This is a genomic window from Clostridium gasigenes, from assembly GCF_017348895.1.
GTDB lineage: Bacteria > Bacillota > Clostridia > Clostridiales > Clostridiaceae > Clostridium > Clostridium gasigenes.
The window spans coordinates 2,147,547-2,165,696 of record NZ_CP071376.1 but is presented as its reverse complement, the minus strand read 5'-3'; the positions used below and the strand labels follow the sequence as shown (position 1 = coordinate 2,165,696).

Sequence of the window (18,150 nt, the reverse complement as noted above, 5' to 3'; positions counted from 1 at the left end):
TAGAATATTTGTTTTTACACTGTCTATAGTTAAATTTATTTAATTACATTTCACGTCCTACAGCTTCTGCTATTGCTTTAAGATCTTTAAATAATTTTCCAAATTGATCTGGTTTTATTGATTGTGGACCATCGCATAAAGCTTTTTCAGGATCATTATGAACTTCTATAATTAATCCATCTGCTCCAACTGCAATAGCCGCCTTTGATAATGGATCTATCATAAATCTCTTTCCTGTAGCATGACTTGGATCAACAACTACTGGAAGATGACTTAATTTCTTAATCGCTGGAATAGCACTTAAATCTAAAGTATTTCTTGTGTATGTCTCAAATGTTCTTATTCCTCTTTCACAAAGAATTACATTTTCATTTCCACCAGCCATTATATATTCTGCACTCATTAATAATTCTTCTATTGTTGCAGACAAGCCTCTCTTAAGTAAAATAGGCTTATTTATTTTTCCTAATTCTTTTAAAAGATCAAAGTTTTGCATATTTCTTGCACCAACTTGAATAATATCTACATCTTTGGCGAATAGTTCAACATCGTATGGTGACATTATTTCTGTTACTATTGGTAATCCACTTTTTGCTCTAGCTTTCTTTAACAATTCTAAACCATCATGTTCAAGACCTTGGAAACTATATGGTGAAGTTCTTGGTTTAAATGCTCCGCCTCTTAGAAAACCTGCCCCCAGTTTCTTAACTTCATTTGCAATCAATGTAATTTGATCTTCACTTTCAACAGAACAAGGTCCAGCTATAATTGCTATTTTCTTTCCACCTATTTTCTGCCCACAAACATCTACTATTGTATTTTCTGGATGGAATAATCTATTAGCCTTTTTGAAAGGCTCTTGTACGTGCATTACTTTTTCAACAATATTATTAGCTTCAATTCGAAGTGGATCAATTCTACTTGTGTCCCCCACTAATCCGAGTATCATTAATTCAGTTCCAATTACTGGGCTAACTATAACCCCTTTTGCTTCTAATTCTGCTGTTAATTTTATTACCTCTGCTTGTGCTGTTTTTGCTTTTAAAATTATTACCATTTTTGTTGCCCCCTCTTTATTTTTAACTTTATCACTTTTTATTAAGAGGCTTTTAAAAATATTAAGTCAAATAATTCAACTAATTATTTTTAAAAGCTTTCTTAGTTATCCTAAAAATTATTCTATATTTTACTAAAATATTAGAAATTTCCTAAATAACTATAAAAAAAAGAGAACTCTTATGAGTTCTCTGATAAAATACCTAATTAAAATAAAATTTCTTTTAGGATTAGATTTTACACACTCATTCGAAAAGATTTATATTCTTTTTTGCAAAATAAATAGCCAGCGCTAAAATAAAAGCCCCAGAATGTAAAATATATAAAGCTATAAAGTTTTGCTAATAATTCTTTTCTTAATGATTCCATAATATCCTCCTAAATAAAATATTAAAAAGCTTTTTACGTCTTTTTTTAATTATAACAATATAAATTTTATTGTCAATATATTTTTTAATTTAAATTTCTTATATAATTTCATATGTCAAATTTAATTATAGTATTGGTGATACAAGTCTTATAATAGCTTCTTTTATTTTAAGACTTCTAGCCCGGCTATCATATTCTTCTTGAGTAACAAGTCTGCAATCTTCTTGATCTTTAAAGAAAATTTCTTCTTGTTGTTTTGAAATTTCATCATTATATATAAATGCATTTACTTCAAAATTAAGTTTAAAACTTCTTATATCTAAATTTGAAGTTCCAATGCTGCATACCTTACTATCAGAAACAATTGTTTTAGCATGAATAAATCCTTTTTGATATCTATATATTTTAACTCCAAATTTCATAAGTTCACCCATATTAGCACTTAGCATCCATTCCATAAAGAAATGATCCGGTTCTCCTGGTACAATAAGTCTTACATCTACTCCAGATAATGATGCTATTTTTAAAGCTTCTAACATAGGTTCATCTGGAACTAAATATGGAGTTTGTATATATACTGATTTTTTAGCATCATTTATCATTTTCATATATGAATTTTTAATATACTCTTCTTCATGATCTGGTCCTGAAGATACTATTTGTATTCCTACATCATCGTAAACCTCTTGTTTTATAAAATACTTTTCAGAATCAACTAAATTTTCAGTTGCAGCATAATCCCAGTCTAGTATAAATCTCTTATTAAGTTCATTAACAGCTTCTCCTTGAACTCTTATATGTGTATCTCTCCAAAAAGCAAATTGCTTTCCTCTATTTATATATTCATCCCCAACATTAAAGCCTCCTACATATCCAGTATGTCCATCTACAATTACTATTTTTCTATGGTTTCTATAGTTAATACGGACGTTAACATAAGGTAGTATTCCTGGGAAAAATATTGCAAATTTAATTCCTAAATTATTTATTAATCTAATTTCTTTTTTTCTAATATATTTAGATCCCATTCCATCTACTAAAAGTCTTACTTCTACACCTTCTAAAACCTTTAACCTAAGTGCCTCTAATATTTCTGTTCCTAAATTATCTAACCTAAAAATATAATATTCAATATGAATAAAACTTTTTGCATTTTTTATATCTTCAAATAAATCCTTAAACTTCTCTTCACCACTGGTATATGTCTTTACTTTATTTCCGGTAGTATAAAGTGAACCAGAATTATTATAATTCATTCTAACTAACCCTTCATATTCTTGCGCTATCCTATGTATATTTTTTTCATCTTTAAACTTCATCATTAATTCTTTTGTTTTCTTTTCATCAACTACAGTTTTTTCTCTAAATATTTTTTGTCTACTTAAATTTTGACCAAATATTAAATATATTCCAAATCCAAATCCTGGTAGTAGTAACAATATTAAAAGCCATGCCCAAGTTGTAGTTGGCTCACGTCTTTCAATAAAAATTAAAGAAATTGCACATAATGCATTTATAAAAATAAGGATACTCCATACACTGGTTATTTTCATTTTTTTCTCCTTTTGATATATTTCACTTTTCATTAATTTTAGACATCTTTTAATTAATTATACCATAATATATCAATTATGTAGTGTTTCTTGTTTATGTACAAATTAGATTGTATATCTTTATATAATATTATAAGAGTTAACTAAAGTTCATTATTATTTATTATTATTTTATTTAACTATTATTAATTTATTACTAAATATATTTTACAGTTACCTATTATTTTGAATAAAAAAGGTGACATCTTTGTTTTAAAGATGTCACCAAATATTTAATAATATTAATTGTTAACCTTTTTTCTTATAAATAGCATTACTCCTGCTACAGTTAAAAATATAGCAAATACTATTTTAGATTTTGACCCAACCAAATCACCTGTATTTGGTATTTGAGGTTTTTCTTGCACTTCTAGTTTTACTGGAACCACTGGTGTTACTAATACTTCGGATTTTACTGGAAGCTTTAGTTTTACCGGAAGATCTAGTGTTACTGGAAGCTCTGGTATTTTAGGTATTTCTTGCACTTCCGGTTTTACTGGAACCTCTGGGATTACTGGTAATTCCGGTGTTAGTGGAAGCTTTGGTATTGATACCTCTGCATCCTTCACTACAGTTACTTTTATTGTCTTAGTTGCAGTTCCTGCATCTATTTTAACAAAAGTTTCTCCAATATTCTTAGCCTCTATATTTATTATAGTCTTTCCTTCTAATTTCAAGTCTTTAACTTTAGATACTTTAACAATTTCTTCATTTAATGATGAGATTGTAACTTTTGTATCTTCTGGGTCTACAATAATTTCAAGTTGCTCTTCTTTACCTTCTTTTAGTGCTATTATTTCTTTATTTGTTGTTATTACTGGAGCTTTTGGTAGTTCTGGTTTAATTTCTTCAATCTTTTTTACATTTACTTTTACAAAAGCAACAGAATCTTTAGCTGTAATTTTTATTTGAGTTTCCCCAAAAGATATTGCTCTTATTTCCCCAGTATTAGATACTATAGCTACCTTTTCATCTAATGATGAATATACTGGCACTACTATTACTGGATCAACCGTTGCATTTAATTGCAGCTTTTCGCCCTCTTTTAAATTAATATCTGCTTTATTAACTGTTATAACTGGAATTTTTGTATTTTCATCTAGTTTATCATCAACCGATAAGAAATAATCACTACAATGTTCTATTTGAACAGTTACATAACCATCCCTATCTATTGATAATGGTCCTTGTACCTTTTCTGCTTTCTTAGTTTCTGGATTATAATAGTAGAATGTTAAATCTTTTCCTCTTACATCCTCTGGGTTATCAACCTTTACTTTAACTGTAGCCTTTCCTGGTAATGCTCCATGATAATCAAAATGTATTATCTTAGCACTTTGATCTATTTTATCTATATTATCTTTATTTTTTTCATCGACTACATTACTAACCTTTAGATTAATACTCTCTAGATTTCCTTCTTTAATATCTTTACCCGCAAAAGTCCAAACAGTTCCATCTTCTTGAGTTAATGAAATTGTTTTATCCGTTCCCTTTATAGCTCCAAATATAGATGAATCTATCTCTTTTTTATCACTATTAACTTCTATTTCTATATTTTTATCAGTTGAACCATTTATTTGCTTAATTATCATTTCTGGGGTAGTTTTATTAGTTATTTCAGCAATTACTTTGAAATAAACCTTATCTGTTGAAACTGAACCATCAACCCCTGTAGCTGTTATATATAAATGATAGCTACCTACCTTATTAATTGGCTCGCTCTTATAAACTTCATCATTCAACTTCATTTCTATAGTTCCATGATCTGCACTTACACTTGGTACAAATGGAGCCTTAAATGTCTCAACTTTATCTTTGCTAACCTTAACACTTATTTCTGGAGGTAGCATTTCATTTAAATCTTTTTTAACAAGTATTGTTCCTTTTCCTAGCAATTCCTTATCTGCTTCATCACTCCAATTATAAGATTGCGACTTACCTGCTAAGTCTTTTATCCATAAATTATTTATCTTATATTTTCCTGTTGACGCATATTTAGGGATAGTTAATGTCCCCTTAAATTCATTAGTTTCTTTATTATAACTCTTAACATTTACACTTTCCCTAATTCCAGCATTTGAATAATCTATGCTTAGGTAATTAGACGCATAACTTGTATAACCTGAGTTATTATTTTCTTCAAAACCTGACTTATCATCCTTCACCTTTATAGTGAAATTAATAGTATCTCCTGGAAGTACTACTTTCTTATCCATAATTATATCTGAAATTTCTGGTTTTTTTAGATCTTCATTAGGATTTTTACAAATTAAATCTGTATGACTAAAATCATATTTTTCTATATTTTCTTCATAGCTATTATATCTTATATCATATATATTTTTATACTTATATTTATTATTCTCATAATATGATAGATAAATATTTTTCACAATATATTCACTTGATTCCAAATAGGTTAAACTACTATTATTACTTTTGATTTTATAAGTAATGATTCCATCTTCAGTAGCCTTCCCCACTTGTTGCGCATATAAATCTATTGGATTATATACATCTTCTCTCTTATCCTTAATATTTACTGATACATTATTTAGAATTTTATTGCTTTTTATTTTAAGATCCATATCTATATCCATTCCATTAGATATTTCCTTATTATTATTAACTATTTCAATAATTTGAATATTTTCTTTTTCTACTTCTACTTCTGCTTCTTTATCTTTATTATTAATTACTTCAACATCAAGTTTTGAAAAATCTGCTACAATATATCTACTATCCTTCATATGATCCTTATAATATTTATCTGAAATATAGGTAACTCTATTTCCAGCCTTATCAGTTAAATCTACCTGACTAACTTCATATTCTCCATTTGTATCTAACCCATATAAGTTTGTTGTATATACATCCTTATTGCTATAATTATTAAGACTGAAATTTTTTGTTACCTCTATATTTTTTTTATTCACTATTGTAATATTTCCTCTTTCAATCCCTGAAATATCATCTGTTATTTCAAATTGAAAATTAGGTTTTGTTTCACTTTTAGCATCATAAATTTTTGATGTTATACTACTTTTTATAATCTTAGGTGCATCAATATCTGTATTTTCAGATACTACATTAAATGATTCATAAAAATTATTTAATGAATTATATGTTCTCCCATAATTATCAACAAACTCAATCTTAGATACTTTCCAGTCACCTGTATCTAAACTATTTGTTAACTTTAATTTTGTCTCATATTTTAAAGTATCTACTTTTTCAGCTTCTCTTATCTGTTCTTTTGAACTTTCATTTGTAGTATTTTTAAATGTAATAAATACTTTTTGTGGTTCTACTTTAGCTGAAGTAGTTGCAACATTAAATCTAAATACTTGTTCTTCGTTAAGTTTAACTTTCTTGCTCTTAAAATTCCATTCATTAGTTGTTAAATGTTGACGTTCCTCACTATAAGCATACGAACTTACAAGTTCGCCATTATTCTTATCGTTATCACTTATAGCCCCATAGAAGTTATTATTAAATGATACTTTTTTACTATTATCATTATATGTTATTTCTATTTTATCAAAATAATATTCTCCAAATTCTTTTATGTACTCTTCTTTAACTTCTCCAGTAAACTTGTTACCTTCTTTATTAGTTAATTCTAATGAGAAGCCATCCAATATTATCTCTTTACCTGGTCCATAATTATTTGGTTGATAATTATTTCCCTCATATTGTTTCACCTTTGTATAAACTTTTAAGCTCTTTATATTTTCTATAACCCCATCTATAAAACCTATTTTTATAGTTCTATTTCCATCTTTATCTTTTACATTTTCTATTGTACTTAACCCAAATCCACTACCATTAATATAACTCTCATTACTGCCTTGTCCATTATAAGCTTGTACCGGCATAAAATTAGTTGCAAATATAATTAGTAGAATAGTAGCAACTTTTTTCAAAGCGTTTTTCATTATTATTCCTCCATTTTCATTTATTTCATATATTATAATACTATACAACAATTTCCAACACAAGTTTTTAATGGATTTTTTCCCACTTATTAAATATAATTATATCTAATATTAAATGGTACCTTAACTTAATTTATATAATAATATTTGAATACAACAAAAAAGACCTGCATTATGCAAGTCTTATATATCTATCTTAGTTAAAATATCTCTTTAATAATCCACTAAACGCCTTTCCGTGTCTAGCTTCATCTTTACACATTTCATGTACTGTGTCATGAATTGCATCTAGGTTTAATTGTTTAGCTAATGTTGCTAAATCTTTCTTACCTTGACATGCTCCGTATTCTGCATCTACTCTTGCTTGTAGATTAGCTTTTGTATCAGCTACTACAACTTCTCCAAGCATTTCTGCAAATTTAGCTGCATGTTCTGCTTCTTCAAAGGCAATTCTCTTATAAGCTTCTGCAACTTCTGGGAATCCTTCTCTATCTGCTTGTCTTGACATTGCTAGGTACATTCCAACTTCTGTACATTCTCCAATAAAGTTAGCTTGTAATCCTTCGATTACTCTAGCATCAACATCTTTAGCAACTCCGATTCTATGTTCGTCAGCCCATGCTAAATCTCCTGATTGTTCTATAAACTTATCTGCTCCTACCTTACATACTGGACATTGTGCTGGAGCTGTTTCTCCTTCGTGAATATAACCACATACTGTACATACAAACTTTTTCATATTAAAATCCTCCTCTTATTTAGACCATAATTTATTTAATTTTATTTTTCTTAAGTTCTTTTATAATCTTTTGTTTTACTAATTTAATTAATTTTTTAAATTGTTTTGTTTAACTTTCTATAATTATTATATAATAATTATTCTTATTTGTAAATGCTTTTTTAAAATAAACTTACTTATTTTTTTAATTTCAACTTCTTTAGCCATTGTAAAATGATTAGCAAGTTAAAATACACTGATACTAATTTGTTATTTATTTAAATATGCCTTATATATATTAAATCAGGCATTAATATTAGCATTTAACACCATATTCCTTTAAGCTTACCATTAGCTCTTCTGGATTTTTAAAAAGTATAGTTTTAAATCCAACTTCCCTCGCCTTGTTAATATTACATTCCATATCATCAATGAAAATTGATTCATTAACATTAAGTTTATATTTTTCTATAATTTTATTGTATATTTCCTTTTCTGGTTTAATAATTTTTTCTTCATATGAAACTACACCACCATCAAAAATATTAAAAAAATTATATTTACTAGTTACATGTTCAAATGCTTTTAAATGAAAATTGGATAAGTAATAAACTTTATATCCTGATTCCTTTAATTTCTTTAAAATATCTACAGTCTTCTCAATAGGATTTAATATATCATACCACTTTTCAAAAGCTATTTTTATAAGTTCTTCATTCCCATTACTTCTACTAGTTATAATTTTTATAGCCTCTTCTTCTAAAATTGTACCTCTATCAAGCATTATCCATTCTTCACTTTCAAATATCTCTTTATGAACATAATCAACTTTATCTTCTTTCATTTTTGATTTAAGATATTCTTTAGGATTAAAATCTAATAGCACATTTCCAATATCAAATATTATATTTCTACACATAAAATCTCCCTCCTACCAATTTAAATTATTATCTTATAAGAAACTTTCCCTCATAATCCATTATAACCCTTTCCATAATAACTTAAAAGTTAAGAATCTATTATATTCCTAATATCATTTATTTAAAGATACCTAAATTAAAAACATAAATATAATTAGGCGCTCACCCTATATATTATTAACATATAGAAAAAAGGATCTGCATTATGCAAATCCTTCTTCTTTATATTTATTTGAAGATCGCTTAGTTAAAATATCTCTTTAATAATCCACTAAAAGCTTTTCCGTGTCTAGCTTCATCTTTACACATTTCATGTACTGTGTCATGAATTGCATCTAGGTTTAATTGTTTAGCTAATGTTGCTAAATCTTTCTTACCTTGACATGCTCCGTATTCTGCATCTACTCTTGCTTGTAGATTAGCTTTTGTATCAGCTACTACAACTTCTCCAAGCATTTCTGCAAATTTAGCTGCATGTTCTGCTTCTTCAAAGGCAATTCTCTTATAAGCTTCTGCAACTTCTGGGAATCCTTCTCTATCTGCTTGTCTTGACATTGCTAGGTACATTCCAACTTCTGTACATTCTCCAATAAAGTTAGCTTGTAATCCTTCGATTACTCTAGCATCAACATCTTTAGCAACTCCGATTCTATGTTCGTCAGCCCATGCTAAATCTCCTGATTGTTCTATAAACTTATCTGCTCCTACCTTACATACTGGACATTGTGCTGGAGCTGTTTCTCCTTCGTGAATATAACCACATACTGTACATACAAACTTTTTCATATTAAAATCCTCCTCTTATTTAGACCATAATTTATTTTATTTTTTAAGTTTTTTATATTATTTTGTTTTACTACTTTAATTAGTTTTCTAAATTGTTTTGTTTTATTGCTTGGCTTTATTATATAATAATTATTATCGTTTGTAAACTACTTTATTAAATTTTCCTCTATTTTTTATCTAACTTCTTTACCAAATGGCATTAATGATAATCTTGCAAGTTTTAATGATTGTTTTGCAAATGGAATACCTACTATAGTAATACATAAAAAGAATGCACTTATCAAATTAGCTATACATAATTCTAATCCACCAAAAATAAGCCATAATATATTCAGTATTAAACTACCATTACCTGTATCAACAGTTATAACTTCTTTTCCAAATGGAGCTAGTTGTAACCCTGCCATTTTAAAGCATTGTAACCCTATTGGAATTCCAACTATTGTTAAGCACCATAAAACTCCTGTGAAAGCCCAAGCTATCGCAGCAACTAAACCTCCAAATATAATCCAAATAATATTTCCTAAACAACTCATTTATTTTACCTCACTTATAATTTAAAATAATAGTTTAATAACAATTCTATATTGTAACTGTTATTAATTTTCTATATATATTATTATAAACCTTTTATTTTGTTCACAGGTAAAATTTTGTCATATTTAAGGTTTATTTAAGGCATAGTAAATAAATAACACACCAAATATTCTTAATTTTTAAAAGCTAGAATACATGTCTGTTATTTATTTAGACATTCCTAAAAATTTCTAAATGCTAGTAACTATTTTATTATACGCCACTTCTATAATTCTACTAATGCACAACCTCTAATTGCCATAATATTATTTTCATTACAATAATTTATTATTTCAATACTTTCTGCCCCTGGTTGAATTAAAATTTTAGTTATTCCAATTTTCTTAGCTTCTTTTATAAATTCTAATCCTAGTTTTGGATTTATACATAAATCTATAGAATCTATTTTATACGGAACTTCTTTTAAAGTTTTATAAACTCTATCTCCCCCCTTTGGATGAACACCTACTACTGTATGACCTTTTAACTTGAATTTTTCTAAAATTTTATATGCATATTTAGTTGAATTTGTAACATCTCCAATTACAACCCAATTTTTTTCCTTAATTAATTCTTTTGCTTCCATATTTCTTCCTCCTTATTAATTTAAATATTTAAACATAATTATTTAATATTATACTATATTTAAATATTCCCTACTATTGTATTCCATTAGTCAGTATTTTTTTCAAAACTCACCATTTTTATTCTTATTCTTCAAAAATAAATTCTTTCATAGTTAATAACATCTACCAATACTCATGAAAATATATTATTCTATGTTTATCTTTATTTATTATTACCCCATATTGAATTCCATGATTCCAGTAACCATCTCCACTTGATTTCCTAGCCTCTGATATATATATTATAAATTTATCACTACTTTCTGGGGAACTCTTGTAATCTATAGCTTCTGAAATTTCACTGTCCGCCAAAACGCATATATTTTCACCAGCTATTTTAATTTCTTCAATACTCTCAAGTACATATTTACTTTTACCTCTTAATTCTTCATCTATTTTCTCTTCATTTTCACTATCAATATCATAGGATAAGTATAATCCTGATCCCCCCTGCATAAATGCAGCCCATTCTTCAAACTCAATATTTTCTGCATCTTTAGGAATTTCAGCAGGGAAATATTGCATTTCATTATCGGAATATAGTTTTCTTATTCTAGGATAATTTTTAACATCAGTATTTCTATCAAATGTTTCACTAACAATTAATTTTCCAAAATTAATTGTTAATAATATTATACTTAAGCTAATCACTATAGTATTTATAATAATCATTGTAATTGTTCTAATTTCCTTCTTATAGAATATCATTAATAAAATACTTGCTACTAAAAATGGTATAAATGCTATAACAATATTATTAAGTTGAAAAAACCTACACATCTTATTGTTAATTATTAAATTTAAACACCCTAATATAAAAAATATAATACACATACTTAAATTCACTTTATTATTTTTTATAATCATTTTCCACATAAAAAGTCCCCCCTGCATAAATGTAGCCCATTCTTCAAACTCAATATTTTCTGCATCTTTAGGAATTTCAGCAGGGAAATATTGCATTTCATTATCGAATAATCTTTACTCATTTCTATACTCAAGAATATCTCCAGGTTGACAATTTAAAGCTTCACATATCTTTTCTAAAGTTGAAAATCTTACAGCCTTTGCTTTTCCTATTTTTAAATTTGATAAATTCGCTATTGTTATTTCAACCCTATCTGACAATTCATTTAAAGACATTTTTCTTTTTGCCATCATTACATCTAAATTTATTATTATACTCATTTCTTCACCTACACCGTTAAATCATTTTCCTCTTTAATTTTAATACCTTCTATCTAATACTTCTAAAAGAATTATTAATAATATTATCATGGTTGCTATAATAACTGCATTAAAGCTTGTATTAAATAACCCACTCATATCTTTTAAATTTATTATTCATTTTAAGCACTCCTAAATATTTACTATATAAATATAATATGCCAATTTTTATTGTTTAGCAATAAAAATTTATGTCTATTTGAGTATTTTTTATTTTCCTACGATATTTAAGATCATTCTTATATATATTTTTTCAAATTCCTTACATTAATATTAGCTATTTTAAAAAATTAATTTAATTAAGTTACTTTTTTAAAATAACAGGTTCTCAAATAACAAAATTAATATCCCTAATATTATATATGATTAGAAATTTATTTTAAACCGGTTTACTAACTATTGATATCTATGTTAATATTAAAATAAATAAAATTTATGCCTTATATTTATTCAAGGAGTGATTTAAATGGACAAGGTAAAAAAATGGAAATATGAATGTGATGGTAAAAAATTGGTAGCTATTTTAAATGCTAAAAAATATGATGCTATTTACGTGAACAACATAGGTGAGGCAAAAGAAAAAGTATTAGAATTACTACCTGAAGAATCTAGTGTTGCATTAGGTGGATCTGTAACTTTAAATGAGATGGATTTAATTAATGTTATAAGAAATGGAAATTATAATTTCTATGATAGATATCAAGATTTACCTTTTAGTGATATTGTTGAAATAATGAGACAATCTATGGTAGCCGATTATTTAATAACAAGTACAAATGCAGTTACTGAGGCTGGTGAACTTGTAAACATGGATTGCTCAGGTAATAGAGCTGCTGGAATGCTATTTGGCCCAAAAAAGGTAATTGTAGTTATTGGTGCAAATAAACTAGTTAAGAATATGGATGAAGCTTTAGAAAGAATAAAAAACGTAGCTATACTAAATTCTAAAAGAATAAATCATAAAACACCTTGCGCAGAAACTGGAGTATGTAATGATTGTTTTGTAAAAGGAAGATTATGCAACTATTTATCAGTCGTAAATAACGGAGCCAAATTTCCAGGAAGATTTACAATAATAGTAGTTGGGGACGAAGTTGGATACTAAGTTAAACTTAAAATATTTCATTTGATTAACTAATTTCACTTTTTAAATACCTTCTTATTGACTACTTATGTTGATTTAGGATATACTTATAAATAATAATTTAAATATAATATGCTTTGATTAGAAGTAGTACTATAAAAATGTAACCTTTAGAGAGCTGTTGTTTGGTGTAAAACAGTGTTGCAATTATAGGAACTTATCTATGAGCTTACTTGTTTAAAAGCAAGTACGGGAAATCGTTAAATTTTTAAGTGAGAAGATTATTAATCTTCTAATTAGAGTGGTACCACGGAAACTACAAGCTTTCGTCTCTTTGTATAGAGATGAAAGCTTTTTTTGCGTGTCAAACCAATTAATTCACTAAATAACAGGAGGAATAAAAAATGAGTAATTATGGAACTAGTATTGATACTAAATGGCAAAACAAATGGGATGAAACAGATCTTTATAAATTTAATCCAGAAAATCCTGGTGAAAAACTTTATGTTTTAGAAATGTTTTCTTACCCATCAGGTAGTCAACTTCACGCTGGTCATTGGTTTAATTATGGGCCTGTAGATTCATGGGCTAGAATGAAAAAAATGCAAGGTTTTAACGTTTTTCAACCTATGGGATTTGATGCTTTTGGTTTACCTGCTGAAAATTTTGCAATTAAAACTGGTATCCATCCTAAGGATTCAACAGTTAAAAACATTGCTAATATGGAAAAACAATTAAGAGCAATGGGTGCTATGTTTAACTGGGAAAATGAAGTTGTAACATGTAACCCTGACTATTATAAATGGACTCAATGGTTATTTGTTAAACTTTATAATAAAGGTTTAGCTTATAGAAAAAAGGCTCCTGTAAATTGGTGTCCATCTTGCAACACTGTTTTAGCTAATGAGCAAGTTCATGATGGTTCTTGCGAGCGATGTTCAACTGAGGTTACTAAAAAAGATTTAACTCAGTGGTTCTTAAAAATAACTGATTATGCAGATGAACTTCTTGAAAAATTAGATACTTTAGATTGGCCAGAAAAAACTGTAGCTATGCAAAAGCATTGGATTGGTAAATCTACTGGTGCTGAAGTTACATTTAAAGTTAAAGATTCAGATATAAACTTTGATGTGTTTACTACAAGAGTTGATACTTTAAATGGAGTTACTTATGTTGTTTTAGCTCCTGAAAATCCTTTAGTAGATGACTTAACACTTGCTGAAAATAAAGCTGCTGTTGAATCTTACAAAGAAGCTGCTAAAGTACAAACAGACATTGAAAGACAATCTATTTCTAGAGAAAAAACTGGTGTCTTCACTGGTTCTTACGCTATAAACCCTATAAATGGACGTGAAGTTCCAGTTTGGGTTGCAGATTATGTTCTTGCAACTTATGGAACAGGTGCTGTTATGGCAGTTCCAGCTCATGATGAAAGAGATTTTGCCTTTGCACAAAAGTTTAACTTAAAAATAGAAAGAGTTATAACTAGTAAAAATGGTAAAAACAACGAGCTTCCATACTGTGAATATGGCGTTTTAGTTAACTCCTCTGAATTTGATGGATTAACTACTGAAGTTGCTAAAGAAAAGGTAGTTGCTAAACTAGCAGAAGACACTCTTGGAACTGCTAAAGTTAACTATAGATTAAGAGATTGGTTAGTTTCAAGACAAAGATACTGGGGTGCCCCAATTCCAATTATTCATTGCGAAAAATGTGGAACTGTTCCAGTACCTGAAGATCAATTACCAGTAGAACTTCCATACAATGTTGAATTTGCACCAGATGGTAAATCACCACTTGCAAAATGTGAAGAGTTTGTTAATGTACCTTGTCCAACTTGTGGATCTCCTTCAAAAAGAGAATGTGACACATTAGATACTTTTGTATGTTCATCATGGTACCAAATGAGATACCCTGATAATAAAAATACTAAGATTGCTTTTGATCGTGATCTAATTAATAAAATGCTTCCAGTTGATAAATACGTTGGTGGACCAGAGCATGCTTGTATGCATCTTCTATATGCAAGATTTATTACTAAAGCACTTCGTGATATGGGCTATTTAGATTTTGATGAACCATTTAAATCATTAACTCACCAAGGTTTAATACTTGGACCTGATGGTTTAAAAATGAGTAAATCAAAAGGAAATACAATTTCTCCTGACTCTTATATAAAAGAGTATGGTGCTGATGTATTTAGAGTGTACCTAATGTTTGGTTTCTCATATGTTGAAGGCGGAGCTTGGAGTGATGATGGAATTAAATCTGTTTCAAGATTTGTTGATAGAATTGAAAGAGCTTTAGACACTGCAAGAGAATCTATTTTAAGTGGTAAAAACAATAAAACTACTATGGATAAAGCTGAAAAAGAATTAAACTTCTGGAGGCATACTGCAATTAAAGGAGTTAGTGAAGATGCTGATAAAATGCAATTCAATACTGCCATTGCTAGAATGATGGAGCTAGTAAATTCATTGTCTAAATATCTTCAAGAAGATGCTCTTAATTTAGATTTCTTAAAAGAAACTATTATAGATTTCTTAAAGATATTAGCTCCTTTTGCTCCTCACTTTACTGAAGAACAATGGAACTTACTAGGTCTTGATTATTCGATCTTTAACCACTCTTGGCCAGTATTTGATCCTAAAGCTTTAGTTAAGGATGAAGTTGAAATTGCTATTCAAGTTAACGGTAAAATAAAAGCTAGAATTAACGTTGCTTCTGATTTATCTGAAGAAAGCATAAAAGCTGCTTCACTTGAAAATGAAGATGTTTTAGCCTCAACTGAAGGAAAAACTATAGTTAAGGTTATAGTTATAAAAGGAAGACTTGTAAATATAGTTATAAAATAAAAATTATATAAATAAACTTAGGGAGCTTTAAAAATCCTACTAATTTTTTAAAGCTCCCTTACTTAGTTGTATTATTTACCCTAAAGAGACTTAATGATTTTAATTTAATCATTAAGTCTCTACTTATTTAGTTATTTTCAAAAAAATAGACTACCATACTATCTTTCTATTTATTTGAATAACCCTTAGGCATATCAAATAAATAATAGACCAGTGTCCTTGATTTTACTATGCCTTATTACTCTAATACTATTTTAAAATCTGCAATTACTTCACTTACTAATTTTTCATCTAGAGCTTTATAATGTTTAATATATCCAGACTCTTCTAACCTCTCTGATAGCAGCTTAGTCATAGCCATCCAATTTTCTGGTATATATACCCACACTATTTCTTCATATCTACAACTTAATAGGAAATGTTCCATTCCCCAGAATGAATACTCTTCTATTTTATGCAAACTATTTAGAATCTTATAATCTTCTACTACCTTTTTAGTTAACTTATATTCATAAATATCAACATAAAAGAAATCAAAACTATTTGATTCTGCCTTAAAGGCATCTTCACATAATATTTTTATTTTTTTATTTTTATTAAAACTATTATTATATAAATCTATCACATCTTGGTCTATTTCATAAACAATTACTTCTTTTACGTCCTTCCTTTTTGCCATTTCCTGTGCAACATAACCAAGACCTAGTCCCACTAATCCAACTTTACCCTTGGAAAATTTTATTGGCATATATGAACTTTCTATTTCTAGTGGAGTTAATCTCATCCATACATTATCTGGACCTTGTAATTCTAAAATATCTATATTAACCCCATCTTCTATTTCATACATATATCCTTTAACAATTCCTTGAATACCATAATTTTTTTTAATTTCAAAATCTCCTACTTTTTTAATTTTAATTTTATTATTATATTCCGTTATTACATCTAATACATATTTTTTGTTATATGGCTTCAAAATTAACAATTCCTTTCATTATTATTCTCACATATTTATCGTTACTTAATTACTTTACTTAAGTGATTTCATATACAATACATTACATAATTATATATTCTCTTTAACTGATAACTAATATTTTAACACTCTTTGTTATTTACTTATAATTATAGTATTTACAACCGCATAGATAATTATATTGGTAATAACTTGAAATTTCAATATAATTACTATTTTTCTTTATTTTTTCCTTTTTGCTTAAAATATTTCTTGCTATTTAAATATACTATGATATACTATTGATATAAATTATCAACAGTATAGGAGTGAAGTACATTATGGAAAAAGTAATAATAAGTGAATCAGGATACAATGAATTTAAATCTTTCTTAGACGAAAATGATATTAAAGATTATACAATAAGAATTAATTTAGGCGGTTTTGGATGTAGTGGTCCAGCTTTTAACATAGCTGTTGACGAAGTTAAAGAAGGTGATGTTGTTGAAAAAATTAACGACATAACTTTTGTAATTGAAAGCAAGCTAATTGATGAATTTGGTGGTTTTAAATTATTATCATCAGAAGAAAACGAAGGTAGAGGCTTATCACTTAAACCTATTATAGAAGCAGAAGGCGGCGGATGCGGCTCATGCGGTGGTGGATGCCACTAAAAAAAAGTGCTTAGGCACTTTTTTTTATAATTAAAACACCTAAAAACATATATCCATCATTCTGAATATTTCTAGGTGTTTCTATTTTTTAGTTCTTACTTTTAATAATAAATGGATAATCTATATTTTTTTCTGTAGCCTTGTTAACTCCAAGATACATATCTATCCAATAATCTTTCTTTATAATTTTTTCTTCTCTTTTTTCATCTTTTAAATTAGATAAATATTGTTCATTAAATTCATTAAAGAAGTCTTGTACATCATTTGATACTTCTTTCATTTTAATAAAATCATTTAATATTTTACCATCTAATACTATCTTGGCTTGTTCATTTTTCATTTCTAAATTTAAATATTCAAAAACTAAGTTTTCTATTCTTGAATATACTTCACTTTGTTTTATTTTATTTTTATCATCTTCTTTATATTCTCTTATTAAATTGCTATTTTTGTAGATTGAATATGAATCACATAATTGTACGGTTGAATCTAAAATAGAATTATAACTTTTATAAAGACTTAATAATTCTTCATTTGATATACTTTTAGTTTCTATACTTTGATCCAATATAACTAATGCACTTTCATTCCTGTGTTTAATTTCTTCTATATATCTATATGATTCTCTTCCCGCTTTCATTTTATATTTGGAGTTCATAACAGATGTATAAATATTTAATAATAAGCTTACCATCAGTACTCCTACTATAACCATTACACTGTTATTTTTATCTAATTTAATTTTCTTCATAAAACACCTCCATATAT

The 18,150-nt window shown here is 27.5% G+C and carries 16 protein-coding genes and 1 other annotated feature; of the genes, 3 read left to right on the top strand and 13 right to left on the bottom strand.

Going from position 1 to position 18,150, the window contains the following annotated elements:
* Positions 1–43 precede the first annotated feature (43 nt).
* The 11 genes from aroF to J1C67_RS10100 form a co-directional block, all read right to left on the bottom strand.
* Positions 44–1,057, bottom strand: coding sequence for a 3-deoxy-7-phosphoheptulonate synthase (aroF, locus tag J1C67_RS10145; protein ID WP_167866708.1), 1,014 nt, complete (start codon positions 1,055–1,057; stop codon positions 44–46).
* Positions 1,058–1,293: 236 nt separating this feature from the next.
* A complete protein-coding gene (locus J1C67_RS19690; protein ID WP_278336670.1) occupies positions 1,294–1,425 on the bottom strand; it encodes a hypothetical protein in 132 nt (43 codons plus the stop codon).
* 125 nt (positions 1,426–1,550) lie between these two features.
* Positions 1,551–2,978, bottom strand: coding sequence for a cardiolipin synthase (gene cls / locus J1C67_RS10140; protein ID WP_167866707.1), 1,428 nt, complete (start codon positions 2,976–2,978; stop codon positions 1,551–1,553).
* 281 nt (positions 2,979–3,259) lie between these two features.
* Positions 3,260–6,958, bottom strand: coding sequence for an Ig-like domain-containing protein (locus tag J1C67_RS10135; RefSeq protein ID WP_167866706.1), 3,699 nt, complete (start codon positions 6,956–6,958; stop codon positions 3,260–3,262).
* Between the two features lie 196 nt (positions 6,959–7,154).
* Positions 7,155–7,697: an NADH peroxidase gene (locus J1C67_RS10130; RefSeq protein ID WP_089970322.1), complete on the bottom strand. Its 543-nt coding sequence runs from the start codon at positions 7,695–7,697 to the stop codon at positions 7,155–7,157.
* 295 nt (positions 7,698–7,992) lie between these two features.
* A complete protein-coding gene (locus J1C67_RS10125; protein ID WP_089970321.1) occupies positions 7,993–8,595 on the bottom strand; it encodes an HAD family hydrolase in 603 nt (200 codons plus the stop codon).
* 244 nt (positions 8,596–8,839) lie between these two features.
* A complete protein-coding gene (locus J1C67_RS10120; protein WP_089970322.1) occupies positions 8,840–9,382 on the bottom strand; it encodes an NADH peroxidase in 543 nt (180 codons plus the stop codon).
* A 173-nt stretch (positions 9,383–9,555) separates the two neighbouring features.
* Positions 9,556–9,918, bottom strand: coding sequence for a YccF domain-containing protein (locus tag J1C67_RS10115; RefSeq protein ID WP_167866705.1), 363 nt, complete (start codon positions 9,916–9,918; stop codon positions 9,556–9,558).
* A gap of 266 nt (positions 9,919–10,184) precedes the next feature.
* Complete coding sequence (locus tag J1C67_RS10110) at positions 10,185–10,544, bottom strand: CoA-binding protein (RefSeq protein WP_167866704.1); 360 nt, start codon at positions 10,542–10,544, stop codon at positions 10,185–10,187.
* Between the two features lie 163 nt (positions 10,545–10,707).
* Positions 10,708–11,460 carry a hypothetical protein gene (locus J1C67_RS10105; RefSeq protein ID WP_167866703.1) on the bottom strand — a complete coding sequence of 251 codons (753 nt, stop codon included), beginning with the start codon at positions 11,458–11,460 and terminating at the stop codon, positions 10,708–10,710.
* A gap of 105 nt (positions 11,461–11,565) precedes the next feature.
* Positions 11,566–11,772, bottom strand: a complete 207-nt coding sequence (locus tag J1C67_RS10100) for a helix-turn-helix domain-containing protein (RefSeq protein ID WP_167866702.1) — start codon at positions 11,770–11,772, stop codon at positions 11,566–11,568.
* 505 nt (positions 11,773–12,277) lie between these two features.
* Here J1C67_RS10100 and J1C67_RS10095 point away from each other — a divergent pair.
* Both J1C67_RS10095 and leuS read left to right on the top strand, forming a co-directional pair.
* Complete coding sequence (locus J1C67_RS10095; RefSeq protein ID WP_167866701.1) at positions 12,278–12,916, top strand: lactate utilization protein; 639 nt, start codon at positions 12,278–12,280, stop codon at positions 12,914–12,916.
* Positions 12,917–13,023: 107 nt separating this feature from the next.
* Positions 13,024–13,232, top strand: a binding site (T-box leader).
* Positions 13,233–13,299: 67 nt separating this feature from the next.
* A complete protein-coding gene (gene leuS, locus J1C67_RS10090) occupies positions 13,300–15,750 on the top strand; it encodes a leucine--tRNA ligase (protein WP_167866700.1) in 2,451 nt (816 codons plus the stop codon).
* A 238-nt stretch (positions 15,751–15,988) separates the two neighbouring features.
* Here the strand turns inward: leuS and J1C67_RS10085 are convergent, their stop codons facing one another.
* Entirely contained in the window at positions 15,989–16,729 is a 741-nt protein-coding gene (locus J1C67_RS10085; RefSeq protein WP_167866699.1) for an rRNA adenine N-6-methyltransferase family protein, read from the bottom strand.
* Between the two features lie 320 nt (positions 16,730–17,049).
* On the opposite strand from J1C67_RS10085, the gene J1C67_RS10080 reads away from it, so the two are divergent.
* Complete coding sequence (locus J1C67_RS10080) at positions 17,050–17,382, top strand: HesB-like protein (RefSeq protein ID WP_167866698.1); 333 nt, start codon at positions 17,050–17,052, stop codon at positions 17,380–17,382.
* A gap of 88 nt (positions 17,383–17,470) precedes the next feature.
* On the opposite strand, the gene J1C67_RS10075 is transcribed toward J1C67_RS10080, so the two are convergent.
* Entirely contained in the window at positions 17,471–18,133 is a 663-nt protein-coding gene (locus tag J1C67_RS10075; RefSeq protein WP_167866697.1) for a hypothetical protein, read from the bottom strand.
* Positions 18,134–18,150 lie beyond the last annotated feature (17 nt).